The organism is Candidatus Pantoea soli, assembly GCF_007833795.1.
Lineage (GTDB): Bacteria > Pseudomonadota > Gammaproteobacteria > Enterobacterales > Enterobacteriaceae > Pantoea > Pantoea soli.
The window spans coordinates 81,100-102,519 of sequence record NZ_CP032702.1 but is presented as its reverse complement, the minus strand read 5'-3'; the positions used below and the strand labels follow the sequence as shown (position 1 = coordinate 102,519).

The following is a 21,420-nucleotide window of genomic DNA, read 5'->3' as shown; positions in this document are numbered from 1 at the left end:
ATCCTATTGATAACGGTAGTGCAGCGCACCGCCGTCGATTTTTTCAAACGTAAGCGGCACCGTCGCGCTGCCTCCCTGTGCCCGCAGCCAGCAGGCATACAGCCCCGCCAGCACCGCGCTGAGCGCCCGCTGCCAGCGGGCCGCCGTCAGACTGCTGTCGCCCTGCGGCAGCGCATGGTGCTGCAGCAGAAGCGCATTTTCCAGCGGCTGCAGCTGCACAAAGCCCCAGTTGAAGCGCGCCAGCTGCAGGTTCATCTCCCGTTCCAGATCCTGCACGGTGCGCGCCTCAGGCAAAGGATAGCGTGCCCCCAGCAATTCACCCGTGCCGGTGAGGAAACCTTCCGCTTCCTCGCCGGCATTGTCCAGCATACTTTCAATCATCACGCTGACCAGATCAAACCAGCCTGGCTGGTGCGGATGGCTGGCACGCGCGGCCTGTTGCTCGCTCATTAGTGATCTCCAAACAGATAACGGAAGTACAGGCTGGCTGTGCTCTCGTTGTAGTCGCCAAAGGTGTCGTAGCCCAGCTGGCCGCCCACGGTCACATCTTTACTGACCTTATAATCGGCACCGGCGTGCAGGTTATAACCGATACCGTTTTTGCTGCCGCCGCTGTAGTAGGCGCTTTTCACGAAGCCGCCGTCGGCCAGCGTTTGCAGCTGGGATTGCAGCGTTGGATCGTTCGGGAAATACGCACTCTTATCCTGACTGTAGGACTGATAACCCACCGAGCCGCCGACATTGACCTTCAGATCGTCAAATTTGCGGCTGAAGTCGATCGGGAAGGAGATGGCCGCATAGTTCTGCGGGCTGAAGTAGCCGCCCTGGCCGTAGCTGAAGTAACTCAGGTTTTTCGAGAAGTCCATCCACGACAGGCTCATCCCCACCTTCAGTTCGCGATCGTCACCGTGGAACGGCCGCAGATAGGCACCCGCGGTCGCCTGCACGCTATTGTTGCTGGCAACGTTTTCGCCCTCATAGCGGTAAGCGCCACCGCCCGCGTAAAAGCCGGCGTCACCGTTGTCATAGCTCAGCAGCGCGTTCGCGCCGTTCTTCGTGACCTGACCCCACCGCTTGCCGCTGGTTTTATCTTCAGCGCCCACATAGGAGAGCAGGCTATCGGTCATGGCGCGGCGCTCACCGGTCAGGATCAGCGTAAGGAAATCGGTCAGCTTCGGCGACCACTGCACGCCTCCCACCAGCGTCGTCAGATCCTGGCCCAGCGGCGTGCTGCCGAGGTCGATACGGTAGCTGTCGCCTTTGAGTGCCATGTTCAGCTCTACGCCAGACGCCTTCTGCGCATCGGTACTGGCTGAGGGCGCATCGTTGACGCTGGCCGCGCCGGCGGCCACCACCTTGCCCTGTACCAGCGCATTGCTGCCGAAGCGCCGCCACGCATCGCCGGCGGCGCTGCCGGCGGTGAGCGATACCGGCGTCAGCGTAAAATCAAACCGCGACTCGCCAAAAGGCACGGTTGAGAATGTCAGCGGCGCTTTGGCTTCGGTCAGCTTGCTCAGGCCCGATTCGCCGTCGCGACCGCGTACCTGCATCTGCCCCTGCGCCCAGGTGCCGGTTTTTTCCTGCAGGTCAGCCATCATGCTGTCAATCTGGCGCAGCGTCTGGCTTTGTTGCACGGCTGGCGAACTGGCCGCCAGCGTGGTGTTTTCTGCGGTGTGGGCCGCCGGGGCTGTCTGCCACGGCATCACCACGCCCGCCGCGGATGGGGAAGCGGTGACCGGTGACGCACCGCGATTGATAAACGGATTGTCGGCCAGTACCAGACCACCCGCCACCGGCACACTGCCGGTCTGTGCCCCCGCCAGACCGGTGAGCTGCGCCCGCGCGGTGCGCAGATAGCGTATCGCCAGGCTGTGCTCGCCGTTGGCTTCCGCCACGCGGGCCAGCAGCAGCAGGCGGGCTGGCGTCTGCTCCTCTTTCAGGCCGCGCGTCAGGCCATTGGCTTTGCTGACATCATGCTGCGCCAGCGCCACATCGATCGCGCCAGTGCGCGCATCCTGCGTCGGCGTATCCTGCGTCATCAGGTAGTCATACACCACGCCCGCCTCTTTGTTCATCCGGCCGGACTGATACAGGCGCGCCATGGCGAACATCAGATCGCGGTTCTGCGGATCGTGCTGCAGTGCGCCCACCAGCTTGTCGTACGCGGCGGCATACTGTCTCTGCTCACGCAGGCGATCGACCTCGTTGATCAGATAACCGTTGCGGATCCCCGCCAGCTGAGCCGGCGTACTGCGTGCCTGCAGTTCCGGGCTGTTGAGAAAGCGCTGCGCGTCATCGCTCAGACCCGCCTGGTTCAGCACGGCGATCTGCGCGGCATAATCGCCGGCATTGCCCTGTACGCCGCGCTGCATATTGCTCTGCACCACCGCCACCGCGCGGGTGAGATCGCCGGCTTTTGCCAGCTTTTGGGCCAGATTGCCGGCATCGACCGGATTCGCAGGCGGCGCGGCCGCCAGCGCGCGCAGCGTGTTTGCCGCGGCGGCGTTCGCGCCCTGCGCCAGATACTGATCGGCGGTAGCCATCTGCAGATTAAAGTTGACGCGCTGTGCCAGTTCGCGCATGTCGCGGTTTTTACTGGCATCAGGAATGCGAGCCAGCAGCTGGCTGGCCTGCTGCCAGGCGCCGCTTTCGCTGGCATTCAGCGCACCGGCATACAGCTCGCTGAGGCCGGCACCGCTGCGCATCACCGGCTGCATCACCGTTGCCGCCATCATGTTATCGCCCCGGGCGCGGTAGAGGCGCGCCAGATCGAGACGCAGCCAGCCGTCAGCAGGATAACGCTGTATGGCGCTGTTCAGCGTGGCGATGGCCGCGCGGGTGTCGCCTGCCGCCAGCAGACGTTTTGCCTGCGCACGCAGCGGATCGCTGCTGCTGCCGCGCGGCGCCACGCTCTGGCGCACGCTTTGTGGCAGCGAGTCCAGCAGCGTGCTGGCTTCAGCGCTGCGGTTCTGCTGCCGCAGCACGTAGAATAAGCCTTCCCGGGCGCTGCGGTTTTCGGCGTCGCTCTGCAGGATAGCGCGATAGGTCTGCTCTGCCTGCTCAGGCTGATTGCTGCGGCGCAGGACATCGGCGCGGAACAGTTTCGCGGCCACGCCTTTTTCACCACTGGCCTGCGTCAGCGGTTCGCTCAGCGCCAGCGCACCGGCGCTGTCACCGTTTTTCAGCGCCTGCTGCGCGCTGGCCAGCTGCGCGTAAAAACGCGCATCTTCGGCCTGCTGCTGACGCGTCTGGCTCTGATCGCCGCCCATTTGCGCGGCGCGGGTCAGGTAATCCGCCGCTTCTGCATAGCGCCCGGCACGCTGCGCCACGTATCCCAGGCCGGCCAGGGCATCGGCATCCTGCGGATTCGCCTGCAGCACTTTTTCGAAGCTGGTTTGCGCGTTGCTGACATCCCCGCTGTTCAGCGCGCTGAAGCCCGCCCCTTTCTCGGCGCCGCCGACGTTTTTCCGGTAGTACTCCAGCACCGCGTTATCCTGCGGGTGACGCTGCTGCCAGGTCTGGTACAGTGCAGCATCGGCAGCCTGCGGTGCCAGCCACAGCAGCGCCTGGCGCAGGGAGCGATCCGCCTCCGGATTGCCATCCGCCATGCCCGCCAGCAGGGCAATGCCCTGACGACGGGTGGTTTCCTGATACGTCAGCGCCTTGCCCAGCGCCAGCTTTGCCCCGGTATCCTGCGGATGCGCGGCAGCGAACTGCTGTAGCGCATCCACCGCCTGCGGCAACAGCGCGCGGTCACCGGCCATGGTCAGGTAGTATTCCGCCGCCACACCGGGTGGCGGTTCGTTGCCGCTGAAGGTATTACGCCAGGTTTGCAGCGCCGCCGCGATATTGCCGCTGCGTGCCTGCTGACGCGCCAGCGCCAGCTGGGCCTGCGGGATATGCTGTATCTGCCGCGCGTTATCCAGCTCGCTGAGATGCGGATCGTTGGGTGAAGCGGCACTGAGGCGCGCACGCCACTGCGCGGCTTCTGCATTGTTGCCGCCCTGCTGCGAATAAAGCGCCAGCAGGTATAACGCCTGGGGGTTAGCGGGTTCAACCATCAGCACCTTCTGCAGCGCGGCGTTGGCCAGATCGTCATGCGCCTTCTGGTGCCAGTAGGCAGCCTGGTCGAACAGCGCCTGCAGTGCAGGGTTGCTGCTCTCTGCCGCCAGCAGTGGCGCAGTGAATGCCAGCGCGCCGCCCAGCAGCAGCGCCTGATGAATACCGGCACTTATCCGATGTTTTTTCATTATTGTTATCCTTACTTCCGGCCGGACTGACGCCGGGCGTCAGGATTGAGACGTCGCCACGCGTGGCGTTTCAGCATCACCCAGGTCGCACTGCCCGCCAGCGCCGCCAGCAGCAGGGCCGCCAGCGCCATCAGCACCGAATGCTGACTGGCGTACCACACCACCATCATGTACCACGGCATTTCGCCGCTCGGGAACTGCGGCCCCACGCGGAAGCTGCGGATGCCGTTCTCATCCGTGATGATGGCGGTATCGCCACGAATACCGGCGTTGATGCGCGCTGCGTCCAGGTCATCATGCAGGCGCAGCAGTTGCTGATCGCTGGTGGCTACGGTCATGACCACCAGCCGATCCGCGTTCCACGGTGAGCGGTAGCTGACAAAACCGCGCCACGCTTCGTTAGACGAGAAGTAGCGATCGGCATCCAGCGGCTGGCGGCTCCAGTCGCCGGTCAGCCAGGCGCGCAGTTTATCCCCGCTGCCAGGCTCTTTTACGCCCAGCGTATTGCCGCTTAACGTATAAGCGGTGTGGGCCAGCATCTGCCGGGTAAAGGCACTGTTCTGCAGGGTGCTGACCGCCAGCACATCGCTGTGCTGCAGACGCGTCAGATGGGTGCCGCCCGCCGGCAGGCCAAACAGCACCTGGTTCAGCGTCAGCGGAACGCCGGTGGCTTTACCGGCGCGTGAAGCCATATCCAGCAGCGTGGCAATCTCGGCGTCGCCGGGTTTTTCCGGCAGCAGCAGCGTGGTCTGCGAGAAGTCCGCCAGGCGCGAGAACGGGAACGAGGCCCCGACGAAATACGCCAGATTCGGCAGCAGACTGAAGTGACGCGTGTGGCTCAGATCGATCCACGCATCCTCTTCAATCCGGCTTTTGATGTTGTTGTTCAGCAGCACGCCGCATGGCGCATCCGCTTTGGGCTGGATGTTGAAGTAGAGCGCCAGTTGGTTATCGCCGTAGATCAGATACGGCTCCAGCTTCAGCGTGTACTGCTCCTGGCGCGCATCGCCACCCAGCCGGTGCCAGGCGCTCTCCAGCAGGCCCACTTTATTCACCGATAGATTACGCAGGAAAGTGCCGTTCAGGGTGACATTGAGAAACGAGCTGGACTCGTCGATCCAGCTCTCCGTCGGGAAGCGGTAGTGCAGGCTGACCGGAATGGTGTCGCCGTCCCAGAGGAACAGATCCGGCGCGGCGCGGAAGTTCACGCTGAGCGCATCGTGCCAGATGCCGGTGGTGGTCAGGCTTTGATCTTTACGCAGCAGTTCGCTCAGCCGCACCGGGCGGCTGGTATTGATCCAGCGCGGCGCGTCATACGGCTGGCGCGCCGCGATTGGCTGCGGCTGAACGTGCAGGCTGCTGGCATCGGTAGTCAGCGGCTGGGTGGTCAGCCGGTTTGCCGCCTGACGCAACTCTGCCTCATCACGCCCGACCACCAGCAGCAGTTTGTACACCGGGTTATTTGGATTATCAATCACCTGCAGCAGCGGGCCGCCGCTGTCCGGCAGCGTAACGGTGCCGATTTTCTCTCCCGGATGTCCTACCAGGATGCCGTTCTGATCCGGCAGGTCGCCACGCATCACCGGGAAACGGATACCGCGATAGTCGGACTGAATCCCCAGCCACGACGCCACCAGCGCCGCAGCGCTGACGCTGTCAGGCGTGACGTTGGCAGCGAAGCCAAAGCTGACGCTGGCTGGCGTCATGCGCTGCACGTCAATAAATGGCCGCGGGAAGTTACGCAGGCTGGTGCCGATGTTCAGCTGCTGGCCCTCAAGGCTGAGCGTGGTTTTGGGCAGAATCGTTACCTGATACTGCTGCGCGCTCTCTTTTTCACACAGCAGTTTGTCAGCATCGTTGATTTTGAAGCTGAGGTTGTTCGCCGAAACCACCATCGCCGCCGGGATATCCAGCTCATATTCGCTGACATCGCTGTCGGCCGCGCCCAGCGGCAGCGTACCGAGCGGCTGGCCGTTGAGCATCAGCTGCAGCGAGGTATTGCGCGCCGCCAGCGCTGTCGAGACGCGCAGCGCCAGGTTCAGATGGGCGTTGGTGATGACTTCATCACCCGGCAGCGTAAAGACGATGCCGGATTGCAGTTGTCCGCCGGTCAGGGTGATGCCCTGCTTCTGGCCCATCTGCGCGACGGAAATGGTGCTGCTGACCGGCTGATTCAGCGCAACGCTCTGCGCCCCGCTGTCTGCAGTGGCGACAACCGGCGCGGACAGCGCGGGCGTAGCTCCCTCACCGGCCCCGGTCAGGTCAGCGGTCGGTGCCGTCTGCGGCGATCCACCTGGCTGTATCGCCGCCGCGCCAGGCGCGCTTTCGGCGGCCGGGGCGGCAGCCGATAGGCTATTTTCCTGTGCCGGCACCGCAGGCGCGCTTCCTGCCGCCGGGGCGACAGCTGATACGCCGGTTTCCTGCGCCGGCACCGCTGGCGCGCTTTCTGCCGTGGGGGCGGCCACTGATACGCCGGTTTCCTGTGCCGGCACCGCTGGCGCGCTTTCTGCCGTGGGGGCGGCCACTGATACGCCGGTTTCCTGTGCCGGCACCGCTGGCGCGCTTTCTGCCGTGGGGGCAACCGCTGATACGCCGGTTTCCTGTGCCGGCACTACAGGCGCGCTTTCTGCCGTGGGGGCGGCCGCTGATACGCCGGTTTCCTGCGCCGGCGCCGCAGACGTGCGCGCTGGTGCGGACAGCGTTGCGGCTGGCGCATACGGCGTCGCCCCGGCGGCCTGCTGCAGCTGCGCGTCAGCGTGATTCTCCAGACCCTGTGGCGGTGGCACCTCAGAGAGCGCCGCACTGTCCTGCGTGACCGGCAGTGTTTCCGCCCGGGCGGGGGCCAGCAGCGTGCTGACCAGCGCAGCCGCCAGCCAGGTTTGCGTCAGTGCCTTCATACTGCGCGGTCCTCTTTGACGGCGGAGGCGCTGTCAGGCTTACGCTTCTCACGGCGATCTTTCCAGCTCAGCCAGAACAGCTCAAAGACGGTACGGATAATGGTGGCCAGGGAGACCAGCGGGTTATCCTGGCGATACTCCGGCGCAATCCATGCATCGGCGCGCGCCAGTACCACGCGCACCAGTTCGCGGCGACGTGCCAGCGGCATATCGCCGAAGCGCAGCCGGATGGTCTCTTCGTCACCGGAAATTTTGCTTACCGGAATGGTGATGGTGCCGGATTTCAGCAGCAGATCGATCTCTTCAATCTCATCGTGCGCGTGGCGGTTATCCGGCGCATCCAGCTGTGCCCCGCCCATCGACAGGTCGCTGGTGCGGGTGCGCGAAGAGATGCCGCTGGCATAGTGAATCACCGCCGGGATCTGGACATCTATGCGAATGGTTTTACGCACCTGCCGGGTTTCGCGCGCCACGGCAATCGCCGCCATCAGGATAATCAGGCTGAACACGGCCCAGCCGACGTTAAGGGCAATGACGTAAGGGTCGACGCCGAAATAGGTATGGGCAACCGCACGCACCACGCCCGCCACGATGCCAGCCGACAGCAGCACGGCAACGATCACATGCGGACGCACAATGTGAAAATCAAAAAAGCCCTGATCAAGCAGGCCGCCTTTGTCGGTCACGTTAAATTTGCCGTGCTTTGGCGAAAGCAGGGTCAGCAGCGTCGGGATCACCAGGTGGAAACACATCACGGTTTCGTAAATTTCACCCCAGAAGGTGTAGCGGAACCGGCCGTTCATGCGTGAGTTAACATACAGCGACAGCACCAGGTGCGGCAGGACGTAAGCAAATATCAGCGAAGCCGAAGAGTGGATGATATTCAGGTTAAACAGCAGATACGCCAGCGGCGCGGTGAGAAACGCCACGCGCGGCAGACCAAACTGGAAGTGCAGCATGGCGTTGAGATAGCACAGACGCTGCTGCCACTTCAGGCCGCGACCAAACAGCGGGTTGTCCACGCGAAAAATCTGCGTCATGCCGCGAGCCCAGCGGGTACGCTGGATAACGTGCAGGCCCAGACGCTCGGTTGCCAGCCCGGCAGCCAGCGGAATCGCCAGAAACGCCGAGCCCCAGCCGCGCCGCTGCATTTTCAGCGCGGTGTGCGCATCTTCGGTGACGGTTTCCACGGCGAAGCCGCCAATCTCTTCCAGCGCACTGCGCCGGATCACCGCACAGGAGCCGCAGAAGAACGTGGCATTCCAGTTATCGTTGCCCTGTTGCACCGGGCCGTAAAACAGTGCGCCTTCGTTGGGAATGCTGCGTGCCGCGCGCAAATTACGCTCGAACGGGTCCGGCGAGTAGAAATAGTGCGGCGTCTGCAACAGCGCCAGCGTTGAATCTTTCAGGAATGCGCCCACCGTGGCTTGCAGGAAGGTGCGGGTAGCCACGTGGTCGCAGTCAAACACGCAAATCAGCTCGCCTTTGGTCAGGGTCATCGCATGGTTGAGGTTGCCGGCTTTGGCGTGGCGGTTGTCGTCACGGGTGATGTAGCCAACGCCGACATCCGCAGCAAAGACCGCAAACTCGCTGCGCTTGCCGTCATCCAGCAGATAAATACGCAGTTTGTCACGCGGATAATCAATACACTGCGCCGCCAGCACCGTATCGCGCACCACGTCGAGGCTTTCGTTATAGGTTGGCACATAGACATCGACCGTCGGCCACAGGCTGATATCCTCCGGCAGCGGCGCAATGGTCCGTTTTAATGGCCAGGTGGTTTGCAGGAAACCCAGAATTAAAATCAGCCAGACATACAGCTCGGCCAGATATAAGCCAATACCCAGAATGGCTTCAATTTCAGAATTAAATTGCAGCGTCTCGGTGGTGCGCCACCAGATATATCGGGTCGACATCAGCGCAGAGAGAATAACCATTACCAGCGTTATTTTGCGGCTTTTGCTGAAGCCCAGTAAAAACATCATCCCGATGCTTATCAGGCCAAAAATATATTGTTTCTGGCTATCCATAGGCGTGATGACGATTACCGCCGCCACCGGTGCAAGCACCAGCAGCAGCAGGTAAAACCCGAGTTTACTCATGATTCACCCTGAAGAAGCTGCGTTGTTATTATTTCCGCCAGGCCGCAACCTGGCCGGGTATTAATATTTACTGCGAATCGGTGCCTGAACTTCGCCATTACCGACGTGAATATGCAGGATATTGGCCACGCGTTTTGCCACCAGCTCGATATCAAACGCGGCCGCTGAGGCAGGGCTGAAATCATAAACAGATTGCTGTGCCGCATTGGCTTCCGCGACGCTTTCATCACGGTGAATCACGCCCAGTAAATTTTCACCGAGACGCTGCTGCATAAATGCCGTGACTTCGCGACTGATATTGCGGCGATTATCACTCTGGTTCAGCACGAAATAGTGGCCATGCCGGGCGTTGAGCGGCTGCCCTATCATGCGGTGATTTTCAACCTGTGGCAGCAGCGACACCGATGCGGTATCGGCCAGCATCACCACCATATGCATATCGGCAAGCGCCTGCATGGCTTTAAGCGCCGGTCCCGGTCCCGGCGGGAAATCGGCAATGATCACCAGACCGGGATAATTCAGCACGGTATCCAGACCGCGCCGCAGAAAGTGCGGATCTTTTGCCAGATTCTCTTCAAAACGTTCGCGCTGCGCCTCGGTCACTTCACCATAGGGCAGCACAAAGATGTTGCCGCCGGTGGTAAGAATGGACTGGCTCCAGTCAGCCTGCTCATCAGCGCGCGCCACATACCCGCGGCCATCCTGCAATGGCACGCCAAAATGCAGGCGCAGCGCATTCTGCACGTCAAAATCGATGGCCAGCACCTTGCTCCCGGCACGCGCCAGGCTCCAGGCGAGGTTGGCCGCCAGGGTGGTTTTTCCGACTCCCCCTTTTGGCGAGCAGACACAAACTAACGGCATAACGCAATCTTCTCCAGTAGCGGTTTCAGTGGCGTGTCTTTGGATAACGGCGCCGACTCCGCCGTGCGGGAACGGAACAGTGCCCCAAACCGCGAAGGTGCCGGCGCGGCCGTCGGCTGAGGTGCCGGTGCGGCGGCTGCCAATGGAGGCGGTACGGCGGTCACTGCCGCTGCGGACACCGGCGGCGGAAATAGCGCGGTCGCCTTCTGCGGCGCAACGTGCGTGACGCTGGCGATCGGCGGTGCGGCGGCGGCAGGCAGCGTTGGTACGGCGGTCACTGCCGCTGCGGAAACCGGCGGCGGAAACAGTGAGGTCGCCGTCTGTGGCGCGACGTGTGTGACGCTGGCGATCGGCGGTGCGGCGGCTGCCGGCAGCGTTGGTATGGCGGTCACTGCCGGTGCGGACACCGGCGGCGGAAACAGCGAGGTCGCCGTCTGCGGCGCGACGTGCGAGACGCTGGCGATCGGCGGCGCGACAGTCACTGCCGGTGCCGCGGCGGGCGCGGCCGCGGCAGACGCCATAAATTCATAACCGCGAATCGGCTGGGGCTGTGGCAGATCGATACGCTGACCGCGTCCCAGCTCTGGCGCGTCGTCGCTTGCCAGCTGCCGCATGATCGCCCACTGGCTGTGCCCGACGTCCTGCGCCTGACCCGACATATCTTTAAAATCGATATCCAGCGTTTGCGTCTTTTCTTTGAATCGCTGCAGATCGTCGTAATTCTTCATGCGCGGAGCCTGCTGAAACGGGGGGTGAATTTTTCCGCGAATATATCACAGGCATTTAAAGACAGTGAGAAAATTCTGATTAAGAAAAGCACACCATCAATAAAAGTGTTTAATCATTAAGATTAAAAAAGCCCGATAGCAGCCGGACAGCAGTAATTAATATGGCTGAATTAATTAATGATAATTAACTGAAATGAGGCGGTGAGAATTACAGGCTTAAACTGCTGAATTTTAAATTAACGCAGCCAACTGACGGATTTTAAAGCGTAGCGACAGCTATCACATAATTCTGTCATGATGTCTGATTTGCCTTAACGCTTTATATCCTGGCAGGGATTAATTACCCACAGTTGCAGCAGGGTAATATTTTCCGCCACAGGTGTTATGCACGCTGGCGGTCGGTTAATTTTTTTTAACTATGCCGGGCGGGTGGCGAAAATGAAAAAGGCTCCCGAAGGAGCCTTTTTTTGCCGCAGGGGTTGCTGTCAGGGCAGTTCTGCCGGCTGATGCTCATCCTGGTCCACGGCGAAGCAGGCGATTTGCTGGTCACCGTACTGCTTCAGTTTTGGCTGCAGCTGAACACAGGTGCCGAAACGACGCCGGCAGCGGGCGTTGAACGCGCAGCCCGGCGGCGGATTCAGCGGGCTGGGCAGCTCACCGGTCAGCTTGATGCGCTCACGGCGATCGTCCGGGTTGAGGCGCGGCGTGGCAGACAGTAACGCCTGCGTATAAGGATGGCGGGGATTACTGAAAATCGCCTCTTTGCTGCCCTTTTCCACACAGCGTCCCAGATACATCACCATGACTTCATCGGCGATATGCTCCACCACCGACAGATCGTGCGAGATGAACACATAGGACAGCCCGAGATCCTGCTGCAAATCCATCATCAGGTTGAGCACCTGAGCGCGCACCGAGACGTCCAGCGCAGAAACCGGTTCATCCGCAATCAGGACATCCGGATCGAGCATCAGGCCGCGCGCGATGGCGATACGCTGGCGCTGACCGCCGGAAAACATGTGCGGGTAGCGGTCGTAATGCTCGGTTTTCAGGCCGACTTTCGCCATCATCTCCAGCGTTTTTTCACGCCGTTCCGCTTTGCTCAGCGTGGTGTTGATGATCAACGGCTCTTCCAGAATCTGACTGATTTTTTTCCGCGGATTGAGTGAGCCATACGGGTTCTGGAACACAATCTGGATTTTCTGCCGGCGCAGCTTTTGCGCCTGCGGATCGTGTTTCAGCAAATCCTGACCGTGCCAGAAAAGCTGCCCTTCGGTCGGCGTTTCAATCATGGTCAGCAGACGGCCCAGCGTGGATTTTCCGCAGCCGGATTCGCCCACCACCGCCAGCGTTTTACCGCGTTCCAGGTTGAAGGAGACGCCGTCCAGCGCTTTGACCAGACGCTCCTGGCCAAACAGGCCTTTCTTCACCGGGTAGTGTTTTTTCAGGTCAATTGCCTGCAGCAGGTACGCCTGCTTCGTGTTATCAGGATTCATAAGTCGGTCTCCCGGCATCATCCAGTGGGAAGTGACATTTGGACTGGCGGCCCGGAATATCGCGCAGCTCAGGTTCTTCAGTTCGGCAGCGATCGGTCACGTAGGGGCAGCGCGGGTTCAGCAGACAGCCGTTCGGGCGATCGTACTTGCCCGGCACCACGCCCGGCAGCGACGCCAGACGCGCTTTATCGGCTGCAAACTCCGGCAGCGCACGCAGCAGCGCCTGGGTGTAAGGGTGACGCGGCGCTTTAAAGATATCCGCCGCTTTACCGCTCTCCACAACCTGACCGGCGTACATCACGATAATGTGCTGTGCGGCTTCCGCCACCAGCGCCAGATCGTGGGTTATCAGAATCAGCGCCATGTTCTCCTGCTTCTGTAACGCCAGCAGCAGTTCAATGATCTGTGCCTGAATGGTCACATCCAGTGCGGTGGTCGGCTCATCGGCAATCAGCAGTTTGGGCTTACAGGCAATGGCCATGGCAATCATGACGCGCTGGCTCATCCCGCCGGAAAGCTGGTGCGGATACACGTCCAGACGCGAAGCCGGATCGGGAATACCCACCTGCTCCAGCAGATCGATAGCCCGCTGACGCCGCGTGCGTTTGCTGCCGCCCTGATGCACCTTTAGCGCTTCCATAATCTGGTAGCCCACGGTGTAACACGGGTTGAGGCTGGTCATCGGGTCCTGGAAGATCATCGCCACTTCCGCGCCCACCAGCTGGCGGCGCTCTTTTTCCGAAATACGCTGCAGGTCACGCTGGTTGAACTCCAGTTTGTCTGCTTTTACGCGGCCGGGATAATCAATCAGCCCCATGATCGCCAGCGAGCTGACCGATTTACCGGAGCCGGATTCCCCGACAATGCCGACAACCTGGCCCTGTTCAACCTGGTAGCTGATACGGTCTACCGCCCGGAACGGTGTTTTTTCGTCGCCGAAATGCACCGACAGTTTTTCTACATTTAATAACGCCATCTCGGTGCCTCTTTACTGCTTGAGTTTCGGGTCGAGGGCATCACGCAAACCATCGCCCATGAGGTTGAATGCCAGTACCGTCAGCAGAATGACCACGCCAGGGAAGGTGACGACCCACCAGGCGCTTTGCGCATACTGCAGCACGTCGGAGAGCATGGTGCCCCACTCCGGCGTTGGCGGCTGAGCCCCCATACCGAGAAAGCCTAACGCCGCCATATCAAGGATGGCGTTAGAGAAGCCCAGCGATGCCTGCACAATCAGCGGTGCCAGGCAGTTAGGCAGAATGTTGATGAACATCTGGCGCAGCGTACCGGCGCCCGCCACGCTGGAAGCGGTAACGTAATCACGGTTGACTTCCACCAGCACGGCGGCGCGCGTCAGGCGGATATAGTGCGGCAGCGCCACAAACGTCAGCGCCAGCGAGGCGTTGACAATCGACGGTCCGAAGATGGCAACCAGTACCAGCGCCAGCAGCAGGCTGGGCAGCGCCAGCATGATGTCTACCAGACGCATAATAGTGGCATCCACCACACCGCCGAGATAACCGGCCATCAGACCGAAAATCACGCCGAGGATCAGGGAAAGGACCACCACCAGGCACCCCACCAGCAGTGACAGGCGTGCGCCAAACATCAGACGCGACAGGATGTCACGGCCCACATCGTCTGTCCCCAGGATATAGCTCCAGCTGCCGCCTTCCTGCCATACCGGCGGATGCAGCAGCGCGTCACGGAACTGCTCGGCCGGGCCATGCGGTGCCAGCACATCGGCAAACAGCGCCACCAGCAGCATCAGAATGATGTAAACCAGGCCCGTTACGGCGCCCTTGTTGCGTTTGAAATAGTGCCAGAATTCCTGAATCGGGGTCATCGGCTTCGGTGCAGCGCTTGCGCTTACGGGATCAACAGCAGACATGATTCCCCCTTATTTCTTATGACGAATGCGCGGGTTCACCACGCCATACAACAGATCAACCAGCAGGTTGACCAGAATAATCAGGATGGCGACCAGCAGAACGCCGCCCTGCACGACCGGATAGTCACGGCGCTGCAGCGCTTCGATCAGCCAGCGACCCAGTCCCGGCCAGGAGAAAATGGTTTCGGTCAGAATCGCACCCGCCAGCAGCGTACCGACCTGCAGACCAATCACCGTTACCACCGGCAGCATGGCGTTACGCAGCGCGTGCACCACGATGACGCGCATACGCGTCAGCCCTTTGGCGCGCGCCGTGCGGATGTAATCTTCCCCCAGCACTTCCAGCATTGAAGAGCGCGTCATGCGCACAATCACCGCCAGCGGAATGGTGCCCAGCACGATGGCCGGCAGGATCATGTGCATGACGGCGTCTTTGAAGTCGCCCTCTTCCCCCCACAGCAGCGTATCAATCAGCATAAAGCCGGTGAGCGGATGGCTGTCGTCAAGGAAGATGGTGTCACTGACGCGCCCGGAGACCGGCGTCAGGTTGAGCTGCACCGACACCAGCATGATCAGCATAATGCCCCACCAGAAAATCGGCATGGAGTAGCCGGTCAGCGAGATGCCCACCGCCGTATGATCAAAAACAGAGCCGCGCTTCACTGCCGCCAGTACGCCAACCGGAATGCCCACGGCAACGGCGAAAATCATGGCGCAGATGCCCAGTTCCAGCGTGGCTTTAAAGCGCGGCACGAACTCATCCCATACCGGGATACGGCTTTTCAGTGAGATACCCAAATCGCCGTGCAGCACGCCGTTGATATAGGTGATGTACTGTTTCCACATCGGCTGATCGAGGCCAAACTGCGCCATCAGCTGCGCGTGGCGTTCAGGCGTGATGCCGCGCTCGCCTGCCATGATCAGCACCGGATCGCCGGGGATCAGATGCACAAACGCGAAGGTCAAAAGTGTGATACCGATAAACGTTGGGATGACAAGGCCCAGACGTCGGAGTATGAATTGCAGCATAAGCCGGATTCTCAGTCATTTCCCGTAGCGCGCACGCCAGGGACTCTATTGCTCACAACACGCCACCGGCGCAGCCGGACGCGGCGCAGGAAGCGCTTCAGTAAAAGACGTTAGCCGGAAAAAAGTGCGGAATGCGGGCGGCGCAGGGGCCGCCCGAGGGTCAGCAGCGCTGACCCGGACCGCGGTCATCCGAAAGGTTATTCCTGGATATCGACGTTTTCGAAGTGATGTTTACCTAATGGATCAACCACATAGCCAGAGACTTTCTTGCTCACCGGCTCGTACACCGTCGAGTGGGCAATAATCAGCGCCGGTGCCTGGTCATGCATCACAACCTGTGCCTGCTTGTAGAGCTCAATACGTTTGTTGTGATCGGATTCCGCACGCGCTGGCTGGATCAGATCTTCAAACGGCTTGTAGCACCAGCGTGAGTAGTTGGAGCCATCTTTCGCCGCCGCACAGCTGAACAGGGTAGCGAAGAAGTTATCCGGATCCCCGTTGTCACCGGTCCAGCCCATCATTACGGTCTGGTGTTCACCGGCTTTCGCGCGTTTCAGGTACTCGCCCCACTCATAGGTCACGATTTTGGCTTTCACACCAATTTTTGCCCAGTCAGCCTGCACCATCTCTGCCATACGGCGGGCGTTCGGGTTGTACGGACGCTGGACCGGCATGGCCCACAGATCGATGGAGAAACCGTCCGCCATGCCTGCTTCTTTCAGCAGCGCTTTCGCTTTCTCAGGATCGTAAGCGTAATCTTTGACGTCGTTGTTGTAACTCCACATTGTCGGTGGAATCAGGTTCTTCGCCGCCTGGCCTGCGCCCTGATAGACGGCGTCAATGATGGCCTGCTTGTTCACCGCCATGGTCAGCGCCTGACGCACTTTGACGTTATCCAGCGGTTTTTTCTCGGTGTTGAATGACAGATAACCGACGTTCAGACCAGGCTGTTCCATCAGGTTAATTTTGCTGTCTTTCTTCATGCTGGCGATGTCAGCCGGATTCGGGTACGGCATCACCTGGCATTCGCCTTTCTGCAGTTTGGCATAGCGCACCGAGGCGTCCGGCGTGATGGAGAACACCAGGCGATCGATTTTCGGTTTGGTGCCCCAGAAATCCGGGTTCGCTTTATACAGAATGCGCGAGTCTTTCTGATACTGCTGCAGCACGAACGGACCGGTGCCGACCGGATTGAGGTCCAGCTTCTCTGGCGTGCCGGCTTTCAGCATGTTGTCGGCGTACTCTTTCGACAGAATGGAGGCAAAGTCCATCCCGAGATCGGCCAGGAATGGAGCTTCGGAACGGGTCAGCGTGAAGCGAACCGTGTAATCATCCACTTTTTCGATTTTGCCGATCAGCTTCGGCATGTCCATGCCTTCGAAATATTCGTAGCTGCCGCCGGAAACACCGTGATACTTGTTGTTTTTGTCGAGTTGACGCTCAAAGGAGAACACGACGTCATCAGCGTTAAATTCGCGGGTTGGCTTGAAATCTTTTGTGGTTTGCCACTTCACGCCTTTACGCAGATGGAAGGTATAGGTTTTACCATCTTCGCTGATGTCCCATTTCTCTGCCAGACCGGGCTGCAGTTCAGTGGTGCCGGTTTTGAACTCCACCAGGCGGTTATAGATTGGCACTGAGCTGGCATCATAGGTGGTACCCGAGGTAAACAGCTGCGGGTTGAAGCCTTCCGGTGAACCTTCTGAGCAGTAGACGAGCGTTTTCGCCTGGACACCGGCAGCGACGGTCATAGCAATCAGGCTAAGGCCGACCTTCAGCATCCTGGATTTAGCCAGGGAGTTGATCATGTTTTGCTCCATTGTGATGTGATGTTGTGTGCGTCGCCCGACCTCTGATTTTTTTATGCGGTTCGGGCAGGTCAGTTATGTCATGACCAAAATGCGAGCGGTTATTGTTGTTGCACTGACACCGTAGAATCTGCCAGGCAGTGCCGTCTCTGCATCCTATTGAGGCATCAATTTGTCAACAGTTGCAATGAACGTCAATACAACCTGGTGTTATTTACACAGAGTGTGAGTAAGTGCAAGCAACGATAAAAAACAGCGATCGCGGCTTAAGCCAGGGTTTATAAAGGTCATTAAGCGCTCAGCACCGCGTGATTATCTGGCAACAAGGCATAATGACAGTGATTATCACCGCTAAAAAACATCTTAAAGTTATCGGCAAACGTTGAATATCTGAACGATTACCCGTGCGTTATCACGTTCATCCAGCGAAATATGCTGGTGAAATGGCATAAGTAATCAGCAAAAAGCACAAGCCGGTCATAAGCAGAATGTGTCGCGAATTAAGCCGGGGTGGTCTGATGCATCAAGGGATGGCGCGTGCTGGTAAAGGATAATAAGGTTTATCCCGGGGATGCGATCCGGAACGCGTAAATTGATCACTTTAGCGGCCGGTTTCAGCCTGTAAAGAGAGACCAGTTTGCTGTCCTGATGAAAACAACGACAGAACCCGACAAAGGGGGAGGATGGCAGACGGCGGCGTGGCGCGTGCGGCTGACAGACGGGACGAGACAGCGGCTTTACGGCGCCGTTGCGTATCGCAGCCTGACGGACACAGCGTGGCTTTACCACAGACGAAAAAAAACCTGTCTTTTCAGACAGGTTTTTCAAAAATGGTCGGCGAGAGAGGATGACGCTTCTCAGGAGAAGCGCCCTTCGGGCCGTTGCTGACGCAACGTTGTCTCGCTTCGCCCGGCGCAAACCTCCTTCGGAGGTGCTCATCCTCTTTACCACAGACGAAAAAAAACCTGTCTTTTCAGACAGGTTTTTCAAAGATGGTCGGCGAGAGAGGATGACGCTTCTCGGGAGAAGCGCCCTTCGGGCCGTTGCTGACGCAACGTTGTCTCGCTTCGCTCGGCGCAAACCTCCTTCGGAGGTTCTCATCCTCTTTACCCCAGACGAAAAAAAACCTGTCTTTTCAGACAGGTTTTTCAAAGATGGTCGGCGAGAGAGGATTCGAACCTCCGACCCACTGGTCCCAAACCAGTTGCGCTACCAAGCTGCGCTACTCGCCGATGGGGGCGAATATTACTGCCGCGATCGGGGAGCGTCAATCCCTTTTCCCCAAAATCCGCCCGATTGCCTGGAAAGCAAGCAGCGCCTTAGCGCCGCTGGCTCAATAAGATTCAGGCACGAATTACAGCGGCTTCGCCGTGGCAGGTTTTGCGGGTGCCTGACACCAGTTATTTGCTGCGTTGATCCCGCCATCCGGAGAGCTGTAACCCAGGCAGCCAAGAATGGTGTCAAACAGCTCCACATGACGATGGGTCTTGCCGACGCGCTGCTGCGCCTGCAGCCGCTCGAAGTTGCTGCGATTGGTTGGATCCGCCAGATACTTATCTGAAGCCCAGACCATCATCGGCACGCGGAACTGTTCCGGCGGAGCCATCTCGCGCGGGGTGCCGTGCAGGTGCATATTCTCGCTGATTGACTCGCCGTGATCGGCCGCGTAGAACACAATCGCTTTCTTATCGCGCAGCTGATCCAGCACGCTGTCCAGCATGGTATCCACATACAGCACCGAGTTATCGTAGGCGTTAATCAGCTGGGCTTTGCTGCACTTCTCATCCACGCCCAGACACTCCGGCTGATAGCGCGCAAAACTGCGCGGGTAACGCTGCGAGTAAAGGTAGTGCGACCCCTTGGTATGCAGCACCACCAGATGCTTGCCTTTCGGGAAACGCTGCAGCGAAGCCTGTAATTCCGGCACAAGCAGCATATCGTCAACCGCTTTACCCTGATTACGCTTCTCTGAGCCAATCTGCTCACGGAAGGAGAAGTTATTCACATCGGCGTTATCGTAGAACCACACCTCGCTCTGCATGGCGAACAGTTCTGAGGTAAAGCCCAGCTCTTTCATCACGGCAAAAATGTTCTGCTCTTTCAGCGTGCGGCCTGGGTTATCCATGGTGCCGCCTTCCCGCACGAACATACAGCGCAGCGACAGCTTGGTCGCGGTATCGCACGACTCACCGCGGAACGCGACAAGGTTTTTCTCTTTTGACAGCTTCGGCGTGGTATCGCGGTCATAACCCAGCATGCCCATGTGATCCCAGCGGGTGGTCTCGCCAATCACAAACACCACATAGGTATCATCAATGCCCGGAGGCGCGACGTAGGTGAACTTCTTCGCCGGATCGAACAGCTCCTGCCCGTCAATCTGCTCGTCTACTTTCGTCCAGGCAAACAGCCCCAGCGCGGCAATCCAGTTTGACGGCAGGTACGAATGTGCCACCACCCCACCGTAGCTGGGCAGATCGATATTCGTGATCTCTTCGTTGGCTTTTTGCAGCTTGTCGAAATAGCGGATCGGCAGCCAAACCAGCGCCACGCTCAGTAGCAGCACCGCTATTGGCTTCAGGCGCTGGCCTGGCGTTTTCAGCTGCTCGATTAACGTCATACGCAAATTGTTGCGCCAGATCAGCAGCAGCGGTATGGCACTGATTAGCACCATCCACAGGATGAAATGCAGGCCCACCACTTCTTTCGATAAATCGATATCCGTGGTCATCACCGACGCGACGATGCCATAGCCAATCACCACGTTGAAGAAGGTCATGTAATAAGCGGCCGCCACCGAGATCACCACCAGCAGGCTGGCAATGACGCGGTAAAACCACCTGCCGCCCAGCGAAAGCAGCCGCATCAGGAAGAATGTCAGCAGCACCGCAGCGGTCACTTCTGCCGCAGCAGAGAGCCAGTTGGTGCAGGTGGATTTCGTGAGGAAGCCGTCAAAACGGCGATAAAAAATCGGTAAATTCAGTAAGATACCGAGGTACAGCGCCAGCCACAAAGAGAGCTTCTGCTGCGTTAAGCTTTTAATATAATTCATCTAATTTTCTGTTCCCGACCTGGTGTCGATGTTGCAACCACAGGTGTGACTGTATAAAGACAGCAAGGTTCGCTTTCAGAGTGGAAAAGCGTGACGTCTCGAGCAGGATCGGGATGAATCTGAGCCGAAGTAACCGCGATGACGCATGAAGCGCAGCAGTAGAACATTTAACCAATGGTAAGACCAGAAAATTTTTTAACGCACACCGACAGGCGGTTTTGCTGAAAGGCAAAAGGCCCCCGCAGGAGCCTTTCAGCGCTTTATCAACCTTCGTTGATGATGTTCAGCGTCACATCAATATTGCCGCGCGTGGCGTTGGAGTATGGACACACGATGTGCGCCGCATCCACCAGTTTACGGGCTTCTGCCGCATCCATCGCCGGCAGATGGATGTTCAGTTTGGCTTCAATACCGAAACCGTTGGGAATCGCACCGATACCCACTTCGCCTTCAATCCAGGCCTCTTTTGGCATCGCGATTTTATCGCGGCCCGCCACAAACTTCATCGCGCCGAGGAAGCAGGCAGAGTAACCGGCAGCAAACAGCTGCTCCGGGTTAGTCACATCGCCGCCGGCACCGCCCATCTCTTTTGGCACGCCCAGTTTTACGTCCAGCACGTTGTCAGAAGAGGTGGCACGACCATCACGGCCACCGGTAGCTTTGGCTTTTGCGGTGTAAACAACTTTCTCTAAAGACATGATAACCTCACTATTCGCTATATAATCGCACGCTATTTATAAGCGCAAGGGTAAACTGCATCAACGGCTGCCACCGCGGTGACAGCCTGCTTCATTATGTCGCCTGATTCAGGCTGCTGCGTAAATCGTCCAGCTGCTGCTTCAGCGCCTGCAGGGTTGCCGGGTCGCAGGCGGTCGCACACTGAATGGCCACAGGAATACCGACCGCTTTCGCCTGCAGCGCCTGCCCTGCTTCCGTCAGCGTCACAATCACCTGACGCTCATCCTGACGGGAACGCTGACGGCGCAGCAGACCGGCGCTCTCCAGCCGCTTCAGCAGCGGGGTCAGCGTCGCCGAATCGAGAAACAGCTGCTCGCCAATCTCCGATACCGTCACCCCGTCCTGCTTCCACAGCACCAGCATCACCAGATACTGCGGATAGGTAATCTCCAGCGGAGCAAGCAGCTGGCGATAAACTTTATGCATAGCGAGGTTCGCCGAATAAAGCGCAAAACAGAGCTGCTGATCAACCGGCAGTAGCGTCTGCTGCACTTTTTTGTCATCTTGATTACTGTTCATGCGGTTCAATATAGATAGCGCGCTAGATAATTGCAACCTACTTCTCCCGGGA

Annotated in this window: 14 protein-coding genes, 1 tRNA gene and 2 other RNA genes; all 17 read right to left on the bottom strand. The window is 59.2% G+C overall.

What is annotated here, in order from left to right; genetic code table 11:
• Nucleotides 1-3: 3 nt before the first annotated feature.
• The 17 genes from bcsD to D8B20_RS00375 all read right to left on the bottom strand — a co-directional run bounded on the left by bcsD (nt 4) and on the right by D8B20_RS00375 (nt 21,368).
• Nucleotides 4-450, bottom strand: a complete 447-nt coding sequence (bcsD, locus tag D8B20_RS00455) for a cellulose biosynthesis protein BcsD (RefSeq protein ID WP_145886124.1) — start codon at nt 448-450, stop codon at nt 4-6.
• Nucleotides 450-4,250, bottom strand: a complete 3,801-nt coding sequence (locus D8B20_RS00450) for a cellulose biosynthesis protein BcsC (protein WP_145886122.1) — start codon at nt 4,248-4,250, stop codon at nt 450-452. The genes bcsD and D8B20_RS00450 overlap by 1 nt, the downstream gene beginning before the upstream one ends.
• An 11-nt stretch (nt 4,251-4,261) precedes the next feature.
• Nucleotides 4,262-7,147, bottom strand: coding sequence for a cellulose biosynthesis cyclic di-GMP-binding regulatory protein BcsB (bcsB, locus tag D8B20_RS00445; RefSeq protein ID WP_145886120.1), 2,886 nt, complete (start codon nt 7,145-7,147; stop codon nt 4,262-4,264).
• Nucleotides 7,144-9,249 carry a UDP-forming cellulose synthase catalytic subunit gene (gene bcsA, locus D8B20_RS00440; RefSeq protein WP_145886119.1) on the bottom strand — a complete coding sequence of 702 codons (2,106 nt, stop codon included), beginning with the start codon at nt 9,247-9,249 and terminating at the stop codon, nt 7,144-7,146. Before bcsA ends, bcsB begins: the two co-directional genes overlap by 4 nt.
• Before the next feature lie 60 nt (nt 9,250-9,309).
• Entirely contained in the window at nt 9,310-10,110 is an 801-nt protein-coding gene (gene bcsQ, locus D8B20_RS00435; RefSeq protein WP_145886117.1) for a cellulose biosynthesis protein BcsQ, read from the bottom strand.
• Nucleotides 10,101-10,838 (bottom strand): cellulose biosynthesis protein BcsO, encoded by a 738-nt coding sequence (gene bcsO / locus D8B20_RS00430; protein WP_145886115.1) that lies wholly within the window; start codon nt 10,836-10,838, stop codon nt 10,101-10,103. The genes bcsQ and bcsO overlap by 10 nt, the downstream gene beginning before the upstream one ends.
• Before the next feature lie 485 nt (nt 10,839-11,323).
• Nucleotides 11,324-12,334 carry a dipeptide ABC transporter ATP-binding subunit DppF gene (gene dppF, locus D8B20_RS00425; protein WP_145886113.1) on the bottom strand — a complete coding sequence of 337 codons (1,011 nt, stop codon included), beginning with the start codon at nt 12,332-12,334 and terminating at the stop codon, nt 11,324-11,326.
• Nucleotides 12,324-13,310 carry a dipeptide ABC transporter ATP-binding protein gene (gene dppD / locus D8B20_RS00420; RefSeq protein ID WP_145886111.1) on the bottom strand — a complete coding sequence of 329 codons (987 nt, stop codon included), beginning with the start codon at nt 13,308-13,310 and terminating at the stop codon, nt 12,324-12,326. Before dppD ends, dppF begins: the two co-directional genes overlap by 11 nt.
• 12 nt (nt 13,311-13,322) lie before the next feature.
• The gene (gene dppC / locus D8B20_RS00415) at nt 13,323-14,225 is read right to left on the bottom strand and encodes a dipeptide ABC transporter permease DppC (protein WP_145886109.1); all 903 of its coding nucleotides are present in this window, start codon (nt 14,223-14,225) and stop codon (nt 13,323-13,325) included.
• A gap of 9 nt (nt 14,226-14,234) precedes the next feature.
• Nucleotides 14,235-15,254 carry a dipeptide ABC transporter permease DppB gene (gene dppB, locus D8B20_RS00410; RefSeq protein ID WP_145886107.1) on the bottom strand — a complete coding sequence of 340 codons (1,020 nt, stop codon included), beginning with the start codon at nt 15,252-15,254 and terminating at the stop codon, nt 14,235-14,237.
• 197 nt (nt 15,255-15,451) lie between these two features.
• On the bottom strand, nt 15,452-17,062 hold the full coding sequence (gene dppA, locus D8B20_RS00405; RefSeq protein WP_145886105.1) for a dipeptide ABC transporter periplasmic-binding protein DppA: 1,611 nt from the start codon (nt 17,060-17,062) through the stop codon (nt 15,452-15,454).
• An 831-nt stretch (nt 17,063-17,893) separates the two neighbouring features.
• A non-coding RNA gene (locus D8B20_RS00400) (RtT sRNA) lies at nt 17,894-18,022 on the bottom strand.
• A 33-nt stretch (nt 18,023-18,055) separates the two neighbouring features.
• Nucleotides 18,056-18,184: non-coding RNA, RtT sRNA (locus D8B20_RS00395), on the bottom strand.
• Nucleotides 18,185-18,217: 33 nt separating this feature from the next.
• Nucleotides 18,218-18,294: transfer RNA gene (locus D8B20_RS00390), tRNA-Pro, on the bottom strand.
• Nucleotides 18,295-18,416: 122 nt separating this feature from the next.
• The gene (eptB, locus tag D8B20_RS00385; protein WP_145886103.1) at nt 18,417-20,111 is read right to left on the bottom strand and encodes a kdo(2)-lipid A phosphoethanolamine 7''-transferase; all 1,695 of its coding nucleotides are present in this window, start codon (nt 20,109-20,111) and stop codon (nt 18,417-18,419) included.
• 263 nt (nt 20,112-20,374) lie between these two features.
• Nucleotides 20,375-20,809, bottom strand: coding sequence for an organic hydroperoxide resistance protein (locus D8B20_RS00380; RefSeq protein ID WP_145886101.1), 435 nt, complete (start codon nt 20,807-20,809; stop codon nt 20,375-20,377).
• 94 nt (nt 20,810-20,903) lie between these two features.
• Nucleotides 20,904-21,368 (bottom strand): MarR family winged helix-turn-helix transcriptional regulator, encoded by a 465-nt coding sequence (locus tag D8B20_RS00375; protein WP_145886099.1) that lies wholly within the window; start codon nt 21,366-21,368, stop codon nt 20,904-20,906.
• Between the last annotated feature and the right edge of the window lie 52 nt (nt 21,369-21,420).

Bases quoted from the DNA above. Each gene is read 5' to 3' on its own strand.
- bcsD (WP_145886124.1), bottom strand. From the start codon at position 450: ATGAGCGAGCAACAGGCCGCGCGTGCCAGCCATCCGCACCAGCCAGGC.
- D8B20_RS00450 (WP_145886122.1), bottom strand. From the start codon at position 4,250: ATGAAAAAACATCGGATAAGTGCCGGTATTCATCAGGCGCTGCTGCTG.
- bcsB (WP_145886120.1), bottom strand. From the start codon at position 7,147: ATGAAGGCACTGACGCAAACCTGGCTGGCGGCTGCGCTGGTCAGCACG.
- bcsA (WP_145886119.1), bottom strand. From the start codon at position 9,249: ATGAGTAAACTCGGGTTTTACCTGCTGCTGCTGGTGCTTGCACCGGTG.
- bcsQ (WP_145886117.1), bottom strand. From the start codon at position 10,110: ATGCCGTTAGTTTGTGTCTGCTCGCCAAAAGGGGGAGTCGGAAAAACC.
- bcsO (WP_145886115.1), bottom strand. From the start codon at position 10,838: ATGAAGAATTACGACGATCTGCAGCGATTCAAAGAAAAGACGCAAACG.
- dppF (WP_145886113.1), bottom strand. From the start codon at position 12,334: ATGAATCCTGATAACACGAAGCAGGCGTACCTGCTGCAGGCAATTGAC.
- dppD (WP_145886111.1), bottom strand. From the start codon at position 13,310: ATGGCGTTATTAAATGTAGAAAAACTGTCGGTGCATTTCGGCGACGAA.
- dppC (WP_145886109.1), bottom strand. From the start codon at position 14,225: ATGTCTGCTGTTGATCCCGTAAGCGCAAGCGCTGCACCGAAGCCGATG.
- dppB (WP_145886107.1), bottom strand. From the start codon at position 15,254: ATGCTGCAATTCATACTCCGACGTCTGGGCCTTGTCATCCCAACGTTT.
- dppA (WP_145886105.1), bottom strand. From the start codon at position 17,062: ATGATCAACTCCCTGGCTAAATCCAGGATGCTGAAGGTCGGCCTTAGC.
- eptB (WP_145886103.1), bottom strand. From the start codon at position 20,111: ATGAATTATATTAAAAGCTTAACGCAGCAGAAGCTCTCTTTGTGGCTG.
- D8B20_RS00380 (WP_145886101.1), bottom strand. From the start codon at position 20,809: ATGTCTTTAGAGAAAGTTGTTTACACCGCAAAAGCCAAAGCTACCGGT.
- D8B20_RS00375 (WP_145886099.1), bottom strand. From the start codon at position 21,368: ATGAACAGTAATCAAGATGACAAAAAAGTGCAGCAGACGCTACTGCCG.